This is a genomic window from Mesorhizobium sp. CNPSo 4670 (genome assembly GCF_057784235.1).
Genome location: NZ_JBWJFQ010000002.1, coordinates 440,446 through 457,794, shown reverse-complemented (window position 1 = coordinate 457,794; position 17,349 = coordinate 440,446). Strand labels below are relative to the sequence as shown.

The window sequence follows — 17,349 nt, the reverse complement described above, 5'->3', positions numbered from 1 at the left end:
GCCTGACAATCAGATAAAGGTAGTTGAGAGATGAAAATCACGAGCGTTCGGCCGTGGCTGATCAAGTCCGATGCTTCATATTGGGGAGAGTATCTGTTCGTCGAAGTGACGACCGATGAGGGGGTGAGCGGCTGGGGAGAGATCACAACCACCACCAGGCTCGCCAACCGCGCTCTCTGCACGATCCTGCGGCAGATCGGCATCGCCGTGACCGGCGAGGATCCGGCGCGCATCGAGCACCTGTGGCACAAGATTTTCCGCAGCTTCACCTATATGGGCAGTCGCGGCGCCGCCGTCGAATGCGTGAGCGCCATCGACATAGCCCTCTGGGACATCCGGGGCAAAGTCCTTGGCAAGCCGATTTACGAATTGCTGGGTGGACCCGTACGCAATGAAATCGCGCTCTACACCCATCCCAACCAGGCCAAATTTACCAGCAAGGAGGCCGTGGTCCGCGAAATTCGAGACATAGTCGAGTCCGGACACACCGGGCTCAAGTTCGACCCTTTCCCCCACCAAGGTCGCACCGCGGACGGCCTGTCGCGCGAACAGCGGAACGGCTACCTCGATGGCAGCATGACCCGCAAGGATGAGCGCGAAGCGGCCGAACTCACGGCGCTGATCCGCGAAACGGCAGGCCCCGATGTCGACATCCTGATCGATGCGCATGGCCGCTTCGACGTTCCCACCGCCATTCGCCTGTGCCGTAGCCTCGAGGAAGCCGGCCAGATCGACTGGTTTGAGGAGCCTTGCCCGCCAGAGAGCCTCAACGCCCTCAAGCAGGTGCGCGAGAAGGTCAGTGCCGCTATCTCGTGGGGCGAGCGCGGCCACACGAAGTGGGACTTCGTGCCGGTGCTCGAGAACAAGCTCGCTGACTACATCATGCCGGACGTCACCTGGACCGGCGGGATTACCGAACTGAAGAAGATTTCCGCCCTGTGCGAGGCCTACTACATTCCGGTCTCGCCGCATGACGCCGCCGGGCCGATCAACGTGGTTGCGGGAGCGCAGGTGATGATGACGGTGCCTAACTTCTACAAACTCGAAACGTCGGAGTGGAACCTGGGCAAATACGATCACCTGATCGACAGACCGCTCGACGTTTCGAACGGCAGCCTCAAGCTGACGTCGAAGCCTGGTCTCGGCGTTGAGATGAACCGCGACTACCTGCAGGCCAACGAAATCGAGCTGGGCTAAGCAACGCTCAATGCCGCCCCGGCGTGCTTTCGACAAACCCCGCCGACCAGAATGAGGATAAGTCATGCCAAAGACAGGTGGAGCCGACGGGGCGCTCAGTCGGGTGAACACGAATTCCAGGCCCAGCGACCTGCGCATCACCGACCTGCGCGTCGCCGAAATCGTCGGCGCGCCATTCACCTCCGCGCTTATCAAGATCTATACCAACCAGGGCATTGTCGGCCTTGGCGAGGTGCGCGACGGTGCCAGCGCCACCTATGCGCTGATGCTGAAGAGCCGGTTGCTTGGCGAGAACCCTTGCGACATCGATCGACTGTTCCGGCGCATCAAGCAATTTGGCGGTCATGGGCGGCAGGGTGGTGGTGTCTCGGCAATCGAGATCGCCCTCTGGGACCTCGCCGGCAAGGCCTATGGCGTGCCGATCTATCAGATGCTCGGAGGACGGTTCCGCGACAAGGTGCGTGTCTATTGCGACACCGACGCGGAGAGGCCCAGTGGCACCGAGACCGGAAAGCGGCTCAAGGCGCGGATGGACCTCGGTTTCACCTTCCTCAAGATGGACCTCGGGCTGGCCCAGATCTCCCACATCCCAGGCGCGGTCGTCGCGCCGGCCGGCGTGCTCGACGGTTTCCGCACGCATGCCGGCCGCGGGCGAGCAGGCACGCTGGACGAGCGCCGGGCGCGTAATGCCGCTTACGACGCGCAGAACGTGCCGCATCCCTTCACCGGCCTCCACTTCACCGAAAAGGGCATCGACCTGCTCGATCAATATATCCACGAGGTCCGCGAGGTGATCGGGTATGAGATTCCGCTCGCCATCGACCATGTCGGCCACGTCTCGCTGCAGGACGGCATCCGTCTCGCCCGGCGGATCGAGAAATACGCACCAGCCTGGCTCGAAGACGTGATCCCCTGGCAGTACACCGACCAGTATCGGCGGTTGCAGGAGGCAACGTCCGTGCCGATCTGCACGGGTGAGGACATTTACCTCAAGGAAGGCTTCGAGCCGCTGCTCAACTCAGGCATTTCGGTCATCCATCCGGACTTGCTTACCACCGGCGGCATCCTCGAGACGAAGAAGATCGGCGACGCGGCGCTGGACCATGGCGTTGCCATGGCCATTCACATGGCGGAAAGCCCTATCGCGGCTATGGCCGCCGCGCATGTCGCGGTGGCCACGGAAAACTTCATGGCGCTCGAATATCACAGCGTGGAAGTGGACTGGTGGGACGACATCGTCACCGGCTTGCCCAAGCCGCTGGTCAAGGACGGGTTCATTACAGTGCCCGACAAGCCGGGCCTGGGCATCGACGACGTGGTCGATGAAGTCATCAGCCGACACCTGCAGGACGGTGTCAAAGGCATCTGGCAGCCGACCGACCACTGGGACGACGAATATTCCTGGGACCGGACCTGGAGCTGACCGCCTCACGTTTTGAGGCAGTGTAGGAAAGGGAAAGCATGAAGATCACCGATCTACGGTGCGCCGTCATCGGCAAACATCCCATCGTCCGCATCGTCACCGACGAAGGTCTTTATGGCCTCGGCGAGGTTGAGTACACCAAGCCTTATCTCAAGCCCTGGGTGCTGCATTTTCGCGACGCGCTGATCGGCGAGGACCCAACCGACGTCGAGCGCTGCATGCTGAAGATCCGCCAGCGCGGCTCGTTCAAGCCCTATGGCGCCGCCGTCTCCGCCATCGAGCATGCCTTGTGGGACATTGCCGGCAAGGCGGCAGGAGTTCCGGTCTACAAATTGCTCGGCGGCAAGGTCCGCGACAAGGTGCGGGTCTATAACGGCTCCATCCGCAAAAAAAGGACCGGCGACAGGCCCGAGGACTATGCGGCGGATGTCAAATGGATGATGGAGCAACCGCAAAGCTTCTTCATGGTGAAGCAGGGGATCAGCTTTCACTCCAACATGAAGACGAGCGTACCCGACTTCCATTACGGTGTCCGGCAGCCGCCGACCTATCACGGCGCGATGGACCAGGGGCAGATCAGCGAGCGCGGCATGGCGCATATGATCGACTGCGTCATCGCCATGAAAGAAGTGCTCGGCGACAAGGTTTCGCTCGCGTTGGATTGCGGCCCCGGCTGGTTCCTGCCCGACGCCATCCGCTTCGCGCAGGCGGTGGAAAAATACAATCTCATGTGGCTCGAGGACATGCTGACGGGCGACTACGTGCCGTGGGTCAATCCGCAGGCCTACCGCGAACTCACGACATCCACCTCCATCCCCATCCATACGGGAGAGCAGATCTACCTGCGTCACAACTTCAAGGAACTGATCGAGACGCAGGCAGTGCGCGTCATCGGCCCGGATCCCGCCGACATCGGTGGCATCGCCGAGCTCAAATGGGTCGCCGAGCACGCCTATATGCACTCGATCCTGATGGCGCCGCACGGCACCGCGAATGGCCTCCTCGGCCTCGGCGCGCTGATCAATGTCTGCGCCACCTTGCCCGCCAACTACATCGCCTTCGAATACCCGAGCGCCTCCGACCCTTGGTGGAACGACATCGTCATCGGCCTGCCTAAGCAGATTGTGAAGGATTCGATGATTGATCTGCTCGAAGCCCCCGGGCTTGGTCTCGACATCGACGCCAAGGCCGCCAAGAAGTATCTGCTGGAAGAGGACGCCGGGTTCTTCGACTGAACCACCTTTTTCGCCACCCTGACGTCCGTGAGACCGGTGGCGCCGATCTGCCCGATTGGGCGAGACCGCGCCTTGTGTGGCCGCAACGCCTTCCGAAGCCGCTGACATACTCGTCATAGTCCCTTGATCAGGACATCAACTATCGCTGCCGCACGAGGCTTACCATTTGCCTCGTCAGTACCGTCAATCAATGTGCCATCGAGCCGGGGAAAATCGTCCTGACGCCCGGTGTCCTTTTTGGGGCGGTGGGCTCAATCGGTGAGGGCAACACACTAGTCTTTCATCAAAGATGGAGTGTGGGCCATGAAGCAGCGACGTCGCATCTATTATTCAGCCGCCCAGCGATCGGAGATCTGGGATCGATGGCAGGCTGGCGAGTTGATGAAGTCGATTGGGCGGCGGTTTGATCGGGCGTCATCATCGGTGTTCTCGGTGATCTCCCCAGCCGGCGGCATTCGACCAGCCGAGCGGCGACGGGCGCCCAAGGCGCTCAGTCTGGGCCGAGGGCTCAGTACGCGGTGCTCTTTGCGTTCGATCGCCCACACACTGGGTCGATCGCCGTCCACGATCAGTCGTGAGGTCCTTCGCAATGGCGGGCCTGATCGGTATAGAGCAGCACGTTCCGATCACGCCGCTTGGGATCGGGCCCTGCGCCCCAAGCTGTGCAAGCTGGCTTGCTGTCCGTCCCTAGCCCGGACAGTATCGGTCAAGCTGCAGCGGAAATGGTCGCCAGAGCAGATTGCCGGCTGGCTCAAGCGCACCTACCCGGGGGAGCCGCATAATCAGGTGTCGCACGAAACGATCTATCGCAGCCTGTTCATTCAGGCACGCGGAGTGCTGAAAAAGGAACTGCTGGAGCATCTTAGAGCCAGGCGCACGATCCGCCGTTCCCGGCACGCCAGCATGAAGCGGAGTGGGCTGGGCCAGATCAAGGATGCAATCTCCATCAGCGAACGGCCCGCCACCGTCGAAGATCGAGCAGTTCCCGGCCACTGGGAGGGCGACCTCATCGGCGGGTCCAAGAACAGCTACGTGGCGACGCTGGTCGAGCGTCACTCGCGCTATGTGATGCTGATCAAGGTCGCCAATAAAGATACCGAAAGCGTCGTCTCAGCCCTAATCAAGCAGTCGCAGAAATTGCCCGGAGAGCTCTATCAATCGCTGACGTGGGACCGAGGCAAAGAGCTTGCTGACCACCAGCGGCTGACGCTGGCCACGGACGTCGAGGTCTACTTCTGCGATCCTCGATCGCCCTGGCAGCGCGGCTCGAATGAAAACACCAACCGACTACTGCGCCAATATCTGCCACGTGGCACCGATCTATCCCTGCACAGCCAGGCAAAGCTCAGCGCCATCGCGCGGCAGCTCAACGAACGCCCCAGAAAGACCTTGCTCTATCAGACCCCAGCGGAGAAGTTCGCTGAGTGTGTTGCAGCGATCGGTTGAACCCGCCGCCCAATCTGGTCAGCTATGGACTCATAGGAATCCACGCCGGTTTTTGTAACGTCGCCGACCTTCTATCTGAGATATTAATCACATAATCTGAAACATCACAACAGCGTTAGCACCATCTACCGACAGGTCAGGCCATTTCGGAGCAGGGGTCATGGTTACACCGCGGTTCGCGCGTCGACAGGCGGCCTGTCGAGTTGATCGTGCGGCAGCACGTCTGGCTGCGCCCATTGCCTGCGGGCCCCTTCGGAGAGGACAAGGCCATGGCCGGGGCGCTCGGGGGCCTGAATCCATCCATCGACGATTGCCATAGGCTCATCGACAAGGTGGTTCAGATTCTGGAAGGAATATTCGAGCCACTCGACTTCGGGCAGGGCGCAGGCCATGTGCACCCCGATTTCAAGAAACGTATTGCCGAGGGTCACCGGGATGCCGAGTTCCGCCGCCAGCCAGCCGATGCGCATCACGTCGGTCACCTGTCCATGAACATTGAGCATGTCGGTCGCCCCGGCCTGCATCAACAGGCGCTTGCCGGCGGCATCGAGATATTCGCCTGAATTGATCATGGTTTGGGGGGTTGCCGCCTTGAGCATCCGAAGGCCTTCGAAGTCATGGCGCAGAATCGGATCCTCAACCCATAGGAGTTCATAGCCAAGGTTATGAATTTTATGGATTTTTACCGATGCTTCCTTTGCGCCCCAAGCCTCGTTTGCATCGATCATGATCGATGCGCCCGGCCGCACCGTCTTTCTCAACAGCTCCAGCCGGGACAAGTCGCGGTCGAAATCGGGGTGCCCCACCTTGATCTTGAACGCGCGGTACCCGAGGGCGTCGGCATGGGCAAAAAACGCTTGGAACTCGTCGTCGCCAAGGTGGAAATCGAGACCCGAGGCATAGGCTCTCACGCGCTTGCGGCGGCTTCCCAGCAGGCTGTGCAACGGCAGGCCGGCCTGCTTGGCGCTCAGATCCCACAAGGCAACCTGAAGGGCTTCTTCGAAAGGCAAGCCGAAGAGGCGCCGGTTGCCGCCGCGGGGCCGCTGGACCCGGTGCACGAGCGCCAGCGGCGGCTGTCCGACAAGACCGGGCCAGACCTCTTCCTCAAAAACGCGGACGATCTCCGCCTGGGCGGGTAAAGGGTGAAACAAGCTCTGCACAAAGCCCAGTCCGATTTGGCCGTCCTCGCCAACGAGCTCGAGCGCGGCTACATGAACCGCATCGATGCGCACCTGACTGTCACCTATGATACGGTCACGAGCGAATTGATAACGAGTGATGCGGTATTCTGCGATGCGCATATTAAAGTCTCTATATCTGATATGCCAGAATGTTGTTTAGATATTTCAGATTCAGCGAGGTGAAGCAAGTGGCTGAGCGCGCAAGGAAGCCCGACGGAAACGACGGGGCGGCAGCGGGCCAACGCCTTGGCGATCGTGCCTACACGCGAATTCTCGAAACGCTGTTTGAGCGAAAGATCCCCGCAGGGGCCTTTCTGTCGCAAGGCGATCTCGTCAAAATGCTCCAGATCCCGGTTGCGCCGCTGCGCGATGCACTCAAGCTGCTCGAGGCGGAGGGGATCGTCATCATCCACTCGCGGTCGGGCATCCAGTTCGTGAAGCCCGGATTCGAATTGACCAGATCGACCTATCAGTTTCGCAGCATTCTGGAACGGGCAGCGACAGGTGTTTACGCGCAAACCGCCGAAGAGGCGGAATTGGCGGAACTGGAACGACGACATCTGGCGACCATCGAAGAGATCGAACGCACTGGGCTGACCGACCAAGTCAGAGCCGACCTCGAGGAACTCGAGACCTTGCTGCATCACTCCGTCATTGCCAGCCTGAACAATCCATTGATCGAAAGTTCTTACAAACGGCTGCACAACTATGTTCGGCTGATCCGGCTGGACAGAAAAGTCACCGTGCCACTCGTGCTGCAATCCTTGCGCGAGCACATGCAGGTCATCCAGGCATGCAAGGCACGTGACCCGGAGGCGGCAGCAGCGGCGATGCAGGCGCATCTGGCGTCGGCCCTGCAGCGGGGCCTGGGGCTTTACTACGGTTACTAGGCTCAGGACTCTGACGCGTCAGGCGACGGAGCGCGACCGCTTGATGCCGCGAGGCGTTTCGCCGATCTCGCGCCGCATCCAATGGGAAAGGTGGGATTGGTGAGCGAAGCCCGTCAGATGCGCCACCTCGCTGATGCTCAAGTCGCTTGCCAACAGGAACAAACGCGCCCTTTCGACCCGGCGACGAAGCACATAGCGATGAACGGTCAGTCCCGTCGCGGCTTTGAACCAGGTTCTGAGGTGTGAATTGCTGACCCCAGCGACCCTGCTCAATGTTTCCAGGAACAGCGGGGTTTGGATTTGGGCTTCGATGAAGTCGACTACACGCTTTAGTTGGATCTCGGACAAACGGCTCGCTCGCTCTGTCTCCTTTTCATCAAGACCCAGCAGGCGAACCGCCAGCGCAACGCCGATGCTGTCCGCGAACAGCGATCCGCTCGGTGTGCCTGAGCGGAAATCGTTCTCGAGCGCGCGCGCGAGATGCTCAATCCGTTCGTCACGGAGAAGGTGACGCGTCTCAAGCCGTCGAAGGCTCCCCGAACCCAGTTCCGATGCGACGTTCTCCATCAGAGCTGGTGAGAGGCTGAGTTCAATGGTGTTGAACCGCGTCTCGGCTTCAAATCCTCCTTCTTCTCCCGCGGGCACGAGATCGATATCGCCGGCGCGCCGTACGAAATACTTCCCAACCTGGCTGCAATAGGAACGCGTCGCTGGGCTTGCGTGGACGAAGACGCGGTGCCGATGGGCTTGGGGCAATTGGAACCTGCCGGCCTCAACCTGCAATGCCGCGATGGTAACGGCGTTGGCCGCAGACGAAGCAAACTGCGGATGCATGGGCGGCCTCAACGATTGGCGAAACATGCTGAACATTTGGCGAATGCCGCGCGATTTTCAATGCGTTGCCTCGCTAACGTTGACGGTATCGCAATGTTGGAAGGGATTTGACATGAGTACCTATGTTGTTGTGGGCGCCGGTCCGGTGGGGCTCGAAACCGCTCGCCTGCTTGGAGAAGCCGGACATGACGTTGTTCTCACAAGCCGCGGTGTCGGCTCCATTGATCTGAAGCACGTGCGCGCGGTCCAGGCAGATGCCACGGACGCCGACGCGCTTGCGCGGATTAGCCGGGGCGCGGACGCCATTTTCATGTGCGCCATGGCTGCCTATGACCGTTGGCCGACTGATTTTTTCCCGATCATGGATGGGGTCACGCACGCAGCCGAGATGGCCGGCGCAAAACTGATCGTTCTGGGAAATCTCTATGGATACGGCGCAAATGCCAAGGGCCAGCTTCGCCCCGATCTGCCGCTTGATCCCACCTCGCGCAAGGGCACCGTGCGAACCATAATGTGGCAGCGAGCCCTTGGCGCCGGTGTTCCCGCCATTGAGGTTCGTTCCAGCGATTACCTTGGATATGGCGCAGTCACCTACTTCTCGATTTTGGCATTGCCTTCTCTGTTGGAGGCGAAACCCGTTACCTTCCTGGGCAATCTTGATGCGGATCATGCCTGGACCTTCACCAAGGACGTGGCCAGAACACTTGTAGCCGCCTCATCCTATGCTGGAGAATGGGGCCGTGCATTTCACGTTCCGTCCCAGCATGCTTCGCCCCGGGACATCATGCGGAAGACCTCGGCGATGCTGGGAAAAAAACTTCCCGAAGTCAGCACCTACTCGCATGCCCAGATGGACGCGTTGGGGATGCACGAACTCGTGGAAATGAGCTACCTCTTCGAAAGTCCGCTGCTAGTCGACTCCTCCGATTCCGAGGCAATCCTCGGAGTGTCGGCGCAAAGTATCGATGTCATGATTGCCGACACCCTTCGCGAACATATCTAGTTGCATGCGGATGATGGCTGGCATGGCTGACCCGTTTCAGGCTGCCACGAGGCGGGCCAGCAGTGACGCGGCATCGGTGCCAGCCACGCCAAGGTCGCGGACGCTGCTCATGTGGTTGGCCGCTGCAAGGGTCGTGCGTGAAACATCCAGTCCTTGTTGCTCCAGGTGGTCCGCATAGATTGCGGCCTGGCTGTGGAAGGGGGGCGTTTCCTCGGCTCCGACCGAGATTTCGACGGCCACCGACGGATCGCAGATTTTGCTGATTGGCGAGAACCGGCGGACCTCTTCGTCTGTGATCGCAATCTCGCTGGCAAGGAATGACGTCTGCAATGGTTTCAGGTCGTAGAGGCCGCCAAGCAGCAGTGCGGCTCTGATGCCGGATGGCCGGCTATCGTCGTCAAAAAGCATCGTTGCCAGATGCGCTCCGGCTGAATGACCGCTAACGGTCAGCCGGCCGGGATCGCCCCCATAGTCCGCGATGTGGGAGCCTATCCACTGTCTGGCGCGGCGTACCTGGTCCACGATCGCCGCCATTCTAACGGCGGGCATGAGGGCGTAGTCGACAATGACCGCGATCGCACCTGCAGAGGTAATGGTCTCGGCGACATAGGAATAGTCGCGTTTGGAGAACATCCTCCAGTAGCCACCATGGATGAACATGTGCACCGGCCGGTGCTCGCGTTTGCCTTTCGGGAAGAACAGATCAACGGTTTCAGTTGCATCAGATCCATAGGCTACTTCTGCGACCATGGGTATGTTCGCCCTGCTTTGTGTGCTGCGGCGAACAATCTCGGCGACGATGGTGTCGAACTCGGCCACGTGATCACGAATGCGGAACGGATCTTTTTGCATCGTATCTGCTCAGATGGTCACGGCGATGTACTTCGCCTCCATGAACTCGGCAACGCCGTGCTTCTGCCCACCTTCGCGGCCCAGTCCGCTCTGCTTGACCCCGCCAAAGGGCGCCGCAGGATCCGACATCAGGCCGCGGTTCAGGGCGATCATGCCCGACTCGATCTTCGATGCCACACGCATTCCCCTGGCCAGGTCGCGCGTATAGATGTAGGCGGCGAGACCGTATTCGGTGTCGTTGGCCTTTGCGATCACTTCCGCCTCGCTGTCGAAGCGCAGAAGCGGAGCCACCGGACCGAATATCTCCTCATGGGCCATGACGGCGTCAGGGGGCACGTCGCGAAGCACTGTCGGCGGGTAGAAGTAGCCCTTGCCTTCGGTGATCGTCCCTCCGCACAGAACCTTGGCGCCACGGGCAACTGCGTCCTGGACGAGCCGATCGATCTTCTCCACGGCCTTCCTGGTAATCATCGGGCCGCATTCGGTTTCCGAGTCTGTGCCGGGGCCTACTTGGAGGGCTGCCATGCGTTTGCGCAATCCATCGGCGAAGGCATCATGGATGCCGGCCTGGACGTAAAACCGGTTGGCGGCCGTGCAGGCTTCGCCGGCATTGCGCATCTTGGCAACCATCGCACCGTCGAGCGCTGCCTCCAGGTCGGCATCGTCGAACACAACGAACGGTGCATTGCCGCCAAGTTCCATCGAACAGGAGATGACGTGTTTTGCGGCTTCGGCCAACAGCACGCGGCCGATGCCGGTCGAGCCGGTGAATGACAGTTTTCGCACTCTTGGGTCGGCAAGCATGGCGGCCGTCACTGGCCCTGGGCTCGAGGTCGTCAGGACGTTGACGACGCCAGGCGGCACGCCGGCTTCCTCATAGAGGGCTGCAAGCGCGTAGGCCGTCAGCGGCGTCTCGCTGGCGGGCTTCAGGATCACCGTGCAGCCTGCCGCGAGCGCCGGCGCGATCTTGCGCGTCGCCATGGCGGCGGGGAAATTCCATGGCGTGATGAGCACGCAAATGCCGATGGGCTGATAGTCGACGACGATCCGGTTCGCGCCCGAGGGGGCGAGGCCGAACTCGCCGCTGATGCGGACCGCCTCCTCGGCGTTCCAGCGAAAAAATTCCGCCGCGTAGGCGACTTCGCCGCGCGCATCGCGCAGCGCCTTGCCGTTTTCCAAAGAGATCAGCGCAGCCAACGTCTCTGCCCGTTCGGTCATCAGTTCGAAGCAACGCCGCAGGATTTCCGAACGCCTGCGTGGCGGGGTTTCGCGCCAACCGACCGCTGCCTCCGCAGCCGCGTCGACGGCGAGGGCAGCATCGGCGAGCGTGGCGTCGGGAACCGCCGCGATCACCGCCTCGGTCGATGGGTCGATCACTTCGATCACACGGCGATCCGACGAGGGCTGCCAGCGGCCACCAATGTAGAGGCCGTGCGAAAACGTGGCGTAGTCGGACATACTTTCATCCTCGTCGAATATGTCTGCGGAAATGTTCATTGGACCAGCTCCTGTTGCATCGTGGCTGCAGACATGTCGCCGTCGTAAGCGGCTCTGATCAGCCGTCGCATCGCGGTGAGGTCGAAGGGGCGGGGATTGTTCTTGATCAGCCGGTCGATGCCGAGCGCCTGCTCGGCCGTCCAGTCGATCCTGTCCTCGGGAAGACCAAGTTCAGCCAATGTCGGCGTGATGCCGATGGCACCGAACAGCCGGCTCACCTCTCCTATGGTGGCATGCGCCAGTGCATCAGGTCCGCTGCTGTTCCGATCGGACAGGCCGAGTGCGGCGCCGACTTCAGCAATCTCCGGAGCTGCTGCCGCAAGATTGTATGTCATCACATAAGGCATCATGGTGGCGACGCCGAGCCCATGCGGCGTGTGGGTGAGTGCACCGACGGGATACTGCGCCGCATGAGCGGCAGCCGTTCCAGCTGTGCCGAAGGCGCAACCTGCTGCCAGCGCTCCCATCATGACGTCGGCGCGCGCATCTTCGTCCGATCCGTCGCGATATGCCCTTTCCAGACTGCGGCCCAGCAATCTGATGGCCAGAAGCGCGAAATGGTCGGTCAGGGCGCTCTTGCCGACGAAGACATGCTGTTGCGGCAAATTCGGATCGGTGCCGCGCTTGGCCGCTGTGAAAGCTTCGATTGCATGCGTCAGTGCGTCGGCACCGGCGATCGCCGTCAGGGAAGGCGGGCACGTGGCCGTCAGATCCGGGTCGCAGAGTGCCACCGCGGCGATAAGATGAGGGCTCGAGATGCCGACTTTCAGCGTTCGCTCCGGATCTGATATCACGGCGACGGGGGTCACCTCCGAGCCGGTGCCAGCCGTTGTCGGCACAGCGATCACGGGAAGAGTAGGGCCTGGCACCTTGAACTCACCATAGTAGTCCTGAAGCCTGCCGCCGTGGCTGAGCAAAAGTGCGGCGCATTTTGCCATGTCGAGGCAGCTGCCGCCGCCGATCCCGATGACCATGTCCGGCTTGTAGTCCATCGCCTCCGCAATGCAGGCGGCGACGCTATCGCGGGGAACATCCGGCAGCGTTCGGTCGTAGACCAGCGTCTCCACCGCGGCGGCGCGCAGGCCGGCAAGAATCTCGGCGAACTCCGTTGTCGTGGCGAAACGCTCATCAGTGCAGACGAACGCACGCCGTCCATACCTGGCGGCAACGGCAGGCAGCACATGGCGCTGGCCTTTGCCGAACAGGATCTCGCGCGGCAGGCGCACGGCTGCGAACAACGTCATGGACAGCATCCTTCGAAGAGAGGATGAGAAGCGCGCCTGCCGGACGCCCCGAACCCGGGGACGATGCCTGGGTGCGCGAGATTTGCTCTCGCGGCGCCTTGAGTTGGTTTCATGGATATCCCCTATAAAATCGTATAGGATATAGTATTGAATTGGCCGAAGCATCATGTTAGTGGGTGCTCCTGTCAAGAGGTAAAACCATGCAGAACCCCGACCTGACGGTTGAGAATGAAGCCCGCCTGAGCGGCCGCATTCAGCGCGCCAACAGCCTGGCTGGCGACGTGTACGAGGCGATCTTCGGGCAATTGATGTCGCTGCGGATTGCTCCGGGATCGCGCATCACCGTCGATAATCTCGTCAAGGAATTCAACGTCTCGCATACTCCCATTCGCGAAGCGCTTGGCCGGTTGGAAGGCGAGGGGCTGGTGGTCAAGACCCACCTGATCGGCTTTCGGGCCGCACCGCAGATCACCCGCCGCCGCTTTGACGAGCTCTATGAACTGCGTCTTCTGCTCGAGCCCGCCGCGGCAGCTAAAGCCACCGCAACGCTCGATGACGAGCGTCTAGCCGTGCTGCAGGAGGCGGCTGGCGTCATGGCCCGGCGTGAGGGGAAGGATGAACGCCTGCGCTATTCGAACTTCGCCCGCCAGGATGCGATCTTCCACGACAAGATTGTGGAGTTCGCTCAGAACGAGCTCATTCGCGAGACCCTGAATCACCAGCATACCCATTTCCACATCTTCCGCCTGATGTACCACTCGCGAGTGACCGAAGATGCGCTCGACGAGCACGAGGCAATTCTCGCCGCCTTTTCCGCGGGTGACCCGGACGCCGCCGAAAAGGCGATGCGTGTGCACATCGAGAATTCGCGGGACCGTCTCCTGCCGGCGTTCGAGTAGCCGTTGCGATGTCCCTTGCCATGCGATTTGAGACAGATACCAGCACCTTGCCGGCGCGGCCTGAACGGCCAGCTGAGCCCGTGCTGCGCGCCGAAGGCCTTTCAAGGAAATACGGCCCGGTCACGGTACTGTCTGATGTGACGCTGGATATCTTCTACCTCGCCGGCGACAATATCGCGGTGGGCACCAACACAGCGAAGTTCATGATCGACAAGCTGGGCGGCAAGGGTGATCTCATCGTGCTGCGCGGAATTCCGACGGTCATCGACGACGAGCGCATCAAGGGCTTCGAGGATACGATCAAGGGCACCGGCCTGAAGGTGCTCGACATTCAATATGCCCATTGGAACAGCGATGAAGCCTTCAAGCTCATGCAGGACTACCTGGCCAAGTATCCGCATATCGACGCGGTCTGGGCCAATGATGACGACATGCTGCTCGGCGTGCTGGAGGCCGTGAAGCAGTCGGGGCGGACGGACATCAAGCTGGCGCTCGGCGGCAACGGCATGAAGGATATCGTCAAGAAAGTGATCGACGGCGATGCAATGACGCCGGTCGAAACGCCAAGCCCGCCGTCGATGATCAAGACGGCAATCTGCATGACCGTCGCCAATCTGATTGGCCAGGCGCCGGTCCGCGGCACGGTCAAGCTTGACGCACCGCTGATCACCCAGGCCAACGCCAAGGAATACTACTTCCCCGACTCCCCTTTCTGATCCCCATTTCGATCCCTTAGGGGCAAGACGCGAGGTGCGCCTTGCCCATCACAAAACCGAGAGGAAAGAGCCATGCCAGGCAAGAAAATCCTGATGCTGACAGGTGAGTTCACCGAGGAATATGAAATCTTCGTCTACCAGCAGGCGATGGAGGCCGTCGGCCACACTGTCCATGTCGTCTGCCCCGACAAAAACGCCGGCGACTTGATCAAAACCTCGCTGCACGACTTCGAAGGCGACCAGACCTACACAGAAAAACCCGGTCACAACGCACTGATCAACAAGACTTTCTCCGAGGCCGAGAAGCAGCTTGATCAGTATCATGCGGTCTACTGCGCCGGCGGGCGCGGACCGGAATACATCCGCACCGACAAGCGCGTGCAGGCGATGGTGCGGCACTTCCACGAGGCGAAAAAACCGATATTTACGATCTGCCACGGCGTCCAGATCCTGGTCGCAGTGGACGGCGTCGTCCGTGGCAAGAAGGTCGGCGCGCTAGGGGCTTGCGAGCCGGAGGTGACGCTTGCTGGCGGCACCTACATCGATCTGTCTCCGACCGATGCCTATGTGGATGGGACGATGGTTTCGGCCAAAGGTTGGACGGCGCTGGCGGCCTTCATTCGCGAATGCCTGAAGGTGCTGGGAACGGAAATACGCCACACGTGAGCCTGGCCCGACGCATTCCTCAGGGGATGCGTCGGTTCCCTCGATGGGCCACGTCGTGGGCCGTCATGAACCCGCCGGGCGCGTTCGCCAATCATGTTCCTGCTTGAACCCCAGGACCTCGCGCAGCTTTCGATTTGAGATTGGCCCCTCGAACACGCCCATGGAGCGCGTAATCGGCGTGCCGGGCGCATGCTTCTTGAGAAACTCCGCCGTTGGCGTGTCCGCGACGATGTTGTCGTTGACGGCGTTGAATACCTGGAACCCCAAACCGTCCTTCTCGATGCACAAATGCACGATCTGGCCCAGATCGCGCGCGTCCATATAGGTCCAGCCGTCGCGCCGCCGCTTTGAGGGCTCCGCCAGGAATTCCGGAAATCGGGCGTAGTCCTGTGGTTCGACAACGCCGCCGATCCTCAGTGCGTAGATATCGCTTCCCGTTCGGGAAGCGAAGGAGCGCGCGATCTTCTCGCCCAGGACTTTTGATAGGCCATAGCTGTCGGTCGGATCGGTGTCGTAGTCCTCTTCCACCGGAAACGATGTGAAGTCGCGTTCGCCTTCGGCAAAGCACACGCCATAGACCGTTTCGCTGGAAGCTGTAACGACCTTGCGGATGCCGAGTTTGGTGGCGGCCTCGATCACATTGTAGGTCGACTGCACATTGGCGGCGAACATGGCGTTGTCCGGCCGCAGTAATATCCGCGGGATCGCCGCGAAATGGACCACAGCGTCGACCGGGCCGCGGCCCTTTCCGCCGAAATATTCCTTGAACCCGAAATGCAGCGTCAGCGCATTGTAGGTCTCGCCGGCATCCGCAAGGTTGGTGATGACAGTGTCCACTCCAGGTACATCGAGAGGCGTCAGGTCGAGGTTCAGAACCTGATGCCCACGTTCGAGCAGGTAGGGTATGACGTGGCGGCCGATCTTGCCGCTGCCACCGGTGAAAACGATCCGCTTGCCCATGGTTTCCTCCCAACGGACCTCATTTCGTCGAGCGGCAGAAACGTGGCCAAAACGCACTTCCGCCTTAGCCGCATGTTGTCCGGTCAGCGCCTATTCAAAGACGCCGTAGCCAGGCACGGCGTATTTGTGCACGCCGTCCATGTTGAGCTCGACACCGATGCCGGGCGTGTCGGGTATGGCGATGTGGCCATCCTCGACGATCGACTTGGCGCCACCGGGCAGGCGCACATAGCTATCCCACGCTTCCCGCTCTTCGAGAGCATGCCACTCCAGCACGAGGAAGTTCGGCACGCTCGCGCACACATGGCATGTCGCCATCGTGCCCAGCGGTGTCGACACAAGATGCGGTGCGAAGGGCACATAATACATTTCAGCGAGGTTCGCGATCTTGCGGCTTTCGGCAAGGCCGCCGCATTTAGGCACGTCGGGCATGATGACGTCGGCGCCGTAATTCTGGAACAGCTCCCGGAAACCCCAGCGCAGGTAGAGATTTTCGCCGACGCAGATTGGCGTCTTGGTTCGCATGCGGATCTGTTTCAGGGCCTCGACGTTCTCAGCCGGAATTGGCTCTTCCAGCCACAGAAGGTTGAACCGCTCCATCTCCGACGCTATGCGGCTGGCGCTGAGTACGTCATAGCGCGCGTGCAGGTCGATGCAGAGGTCTACGTCGGGACCGATCGCGTCGCGCACCGCCGCAACGCGCTCCATCATTGAGCGGAGCTCGGCGCCGTTGATGGTGTGGTTCACCGCATCGAACTTTGCCGGATGACGCACGTTGTCGATGTCGAATTTCACCGCCGTGAAGCCCTCGGCCACCATGCGGCGGGCGCGCGTTTCGCACCCCTGCGGCGATCCCGCTTCGTCATCGCCGTGGCCGCAATCGGCATAAAGCCTTATCCGGTCGCGGAACTTGCCGCCGAACATGCGATAGAGCGGCTGCCCCGCCGCCTTCGCCGCCACGTCCCACAGCGCCATTTCAAGCCCGGTCAGCGCGATGAGAAAGACGCCGGCCTGCGCACCGGAAAAGACATGGTCGCGACGGATCTTGTCCCAGCAATATTCGACGTTGCGGGGATCCTGGCCAATGAGTTCCGACTTCAATTCCGAAATAAGTCCGACGATCGCGGCCGCGCCCGCGTCGGGATTTGCCTCGCCATAGCCGGAGATACCGGCGTCGGTATCGATACGGATCAGGGTCGCCTTGCCGTGATAGGCGACGACCGCCGTCTTGATGTCCACGATCTTCATCGAAGCTCCTCCCGAGGTGGCTCACCCATACCTGTGCACTCACCTTGCGGGTAAGGCC

The 17,349-nt window shown here is 61.0% G+C and carries 15 protein-coding genes and 1 pseudogene; 9 read left to right on the top strand and 7 right to left on the bottom strand.

From position 1 onward, the window contains the following. Positions 1-30: 30 nt before the first annotated feature. The 4 genes from AC0ZT5_RS05645 to AC0ZT5_RS05630 all read left to right on the top strand — a co-directional run bounded on the left by AC0ZT5_RS05645 (position 31) and on the right by AC0ZT5_RS05630 (position 5,301). Entirely contained in the window at positions 31-1,197 is a 1,167-nt protein-coding gene (locus AC0ZT5_RS05645; protein ID WP_488495604.1) for a mandelate racemase/muconate lactonizing enzyme family protein, read from the top strand. 64 nt (positions 1,198-1,261) lie between these two features. Continuing rightward, positions 1,262-2,620: a mandelate racemase/muconate lactonizing enzyme family protein gene (locus tag AC0ZT5_RS05640; protein WP_488495603.1), complete on the top strand. Its 1,359-nt coding sequence runs from the start codon at positions 1,262-1,264 to the stop codon at positions 2,618-2,620. Positions 2,621-2,658: 38 nt separating this feature from the next. Then, positions 2,659-3,855 carry a mandelate racemase/muconate lactonizing enzyme family protein gene (locus AC0ZT5_RS05635; protein ID WP_488495602.1) on the top strand — a complete coding sequence of 399 codons (1,197 nt, stop codon included), beginning with the start codon at positions 2,659-2,661 and terminating at the stop codon, positions 3,853-3,855. Between the two features lie 303 nt (positions 3,856-4,158). Further along, positions 4,159-5,301, top strand: coding sequence for an IS30 family transposase (locus AC0ZT5_RS05630; RefSeq protein WP_488495601.1), 1,143 nt, complete (start codon positions 4,159-4,161; stop codon positions 5,299-5,301). A gap of 164 nt (positions 5,302-5,465) precedes the next feature. On the opposite strand, the gene AC0ZT5_RS05625 is transcribed toward AC0ZT5_RS05630, so the two are convergent. Beyond that, positions 5,466-6,602 carry a mandelate racemase/muconate lactonizing enzyme family protein gene (locus tag AC0ZT5_RS05625; protein ID WP_488495600.1) on the bottom strand — a complete coding sequence of 379 codons (1,137 nt, stop codon included), beginning with the start codon at positions 6,600-6,602 and terminating at the stop codon, positions 5,466-5,468. A 68-nt stretch (positions 6,603-6,670) separates the two neighbouring features. On the opposite strand from AC0ZT5_RS05625, the gene AC0ZT5_RS05620 reads away from it, so the two are divergent. Further along, a complete protein-coding gene (locus tag AC0ZT5_RS05620) occupies positions 6,671-7,372 on the top strand; it encodes a GntR family transcriptional regulator (protein WP_488495599.1) in 702 nt (233 codons plus the stop codon). 18 nt (positions 7,373-7,390) lie between these two features. Here AC0ZT5_RS05620 and AC0ZT5_RS05615 read toward each other — a convergent pair whose 3' ends face one another. Continuing rightward, positions 7,391-8,206, bottom strand: a complete 816-nt coding sequence (locus AC0ZT5_RS05615) for a helix-turn-helix domain-containing protein (RefSeq protein ID WP_488495598.1) — start codon at positions 8,204-8,206, stop codon at positions 7,391-7,393. A 112-nt stretch (positions 8,207-8,318) separates the two neighbouring features. On the opposite strand from AC0ZT5_RS05615, the gene AC0ZT5_RS05610 reads away from it, so the two are divergent. After that, positions 8,319-9,209 carry an NAD-dependent epimerase/dehydratase family protein gene (locus tag AC0ZT5_RS05610; RefSeq protein WP_488495597.1) on the top strand — a complete coding sequence of 297 codons (891 nt, stop codon included), beginning with the start codon at positions 8,319-8,321 and terminating at the stop codon, positions 9,207-9,209. A gap of 36 nt (positions 9,210-9,245) precedes the next feature. On the opposite strand, the gene AC0ZT5_RS05605 is transcribed toward AC0ZT5_RS05610, so the two are convergent. The 3 genes from AC0ZT5_RS05605 to AC0ZT5_RS05595 are packed head-to-tail and all read right to left on the bottom strand — an operon-like array spanning position 9,246 to position 12,802. Continuing rightward, complete coding sequence (locus tag AC0ZT5_RS05605; protein ID WP_488495596.1) at positions 9,246-10,061, bottom strand: alpha/beta hydrolase; 816 nt, start codon at positions 10,059-10,061, stop codon at positions 9,246-9,248. 9 nt (positions 10,062-10,070) lie between these two features. Beyond that, positions 10,071-11,558: an NAD-dependent succinate-semialdehyde dehydrogenase gene (locus AC0ZT5_RS05600; protein ID WP_488495595.1), complete on the bottom strand. Its 1,488-nt coding sequence runs from the start codon at positions 11,556-11,558 to the stop codon at positions 10,071-10,073. Further along, positions 11,555-12,802: an iron-containing alcohol dehydrogenase gene (locus tag AC0ZT5_RS05595; RefSeq protein WP_488495594.1), complete on the bottom strand. Its 1,248-nt coding sequence runs from the start codon at positions 12,800-12,802 to the stop codon at positions 11,555-11,557. The genes AC0ZT5_RS05600 and AC0ZT5_RS05595 overlap by 4 nt, the downstream gene beginning before the upstream one ends. Positions 12,803-13,002: 200 nt before the next feature. Between AC0ZT5_RS05595 and AC0ZT5_RS05590 the strand changes: the two genes are divergently transcribed. The 3 genes and pseudogenes from AC0ZT5_RS05590 to AC0ZT5_RS05580 all read left to right on the top strand — a co-directional run bounded on the left by AC0ZT5_RS05590 (position 13,003) and on the right by AC0ZT5_RS05580 (position 15,083). Beyond that, positions 13,003-13,701 (top strand): GntR family transcriptional regulator, encoded by a 699-nt coding sequence (locus AC0ZT5_RS05590; RefSeq protein WP_488495593.1) that lies wholly within the window; start codon positions 13,003-13,005, stop codon positions 13,699-13,701. Positions 13,702-13,850: 149 nt separating this feature from the next. Beyond that, a pseudogene (locus AC0ZT5_RS05585) lies at positions 13,851-14,417 on the top strand (substrate-binding domain-containing protein); the annotation flags it as partial. Between the two features lie 72 nt (positions 14,418-14,489). Then, positions 14,490-15,083, top strand: coding sequence for a DJ-1/PfpI family protein (locus tag AC0ZT5_RS05580; protein WP_457154763.1), 594 nt, complete (start codon positions 14,490-14,492; stop codon positions 15,081-15,083). A 63-nt stretch (positions 15,084-15,146) separates the two neighbouring features. Here the strand turns inward: AC0ZT5_RS05580 and AC0ZT5_RS05575 are convergent, their stop codons facing one another. Then, positions 15,147-16,043: an NAD-dependent epimerase/dehydratase family protein gene (locus AC0ZT5_RS05575; protein WP_488495592.1), complete on the bottom strand. Its 897-nt coding sequence runs from the start codon at positions 16,041-16,043 to the stop codon at positions 15,147-15,149. A 90-nt stretch (positions 16,044-16,133) separates the two neighbouring features. Next, positions 16,134-17,291 carry a mandelate racemase/muconate lactonizing enzyme family protein gene (locus tag AC0ZT5_RS05570; protein WP_488495591.1) on the bottom strand — a complete coding sequence of 386 codons (1,158 nt, stop codon included), beginning with the start codon at positions 17,289-17,291 and terminating at the stop codon, positions 16,134-16,136. Positions 17,292-17,349 lie beyond the last annotated feature (58 nt).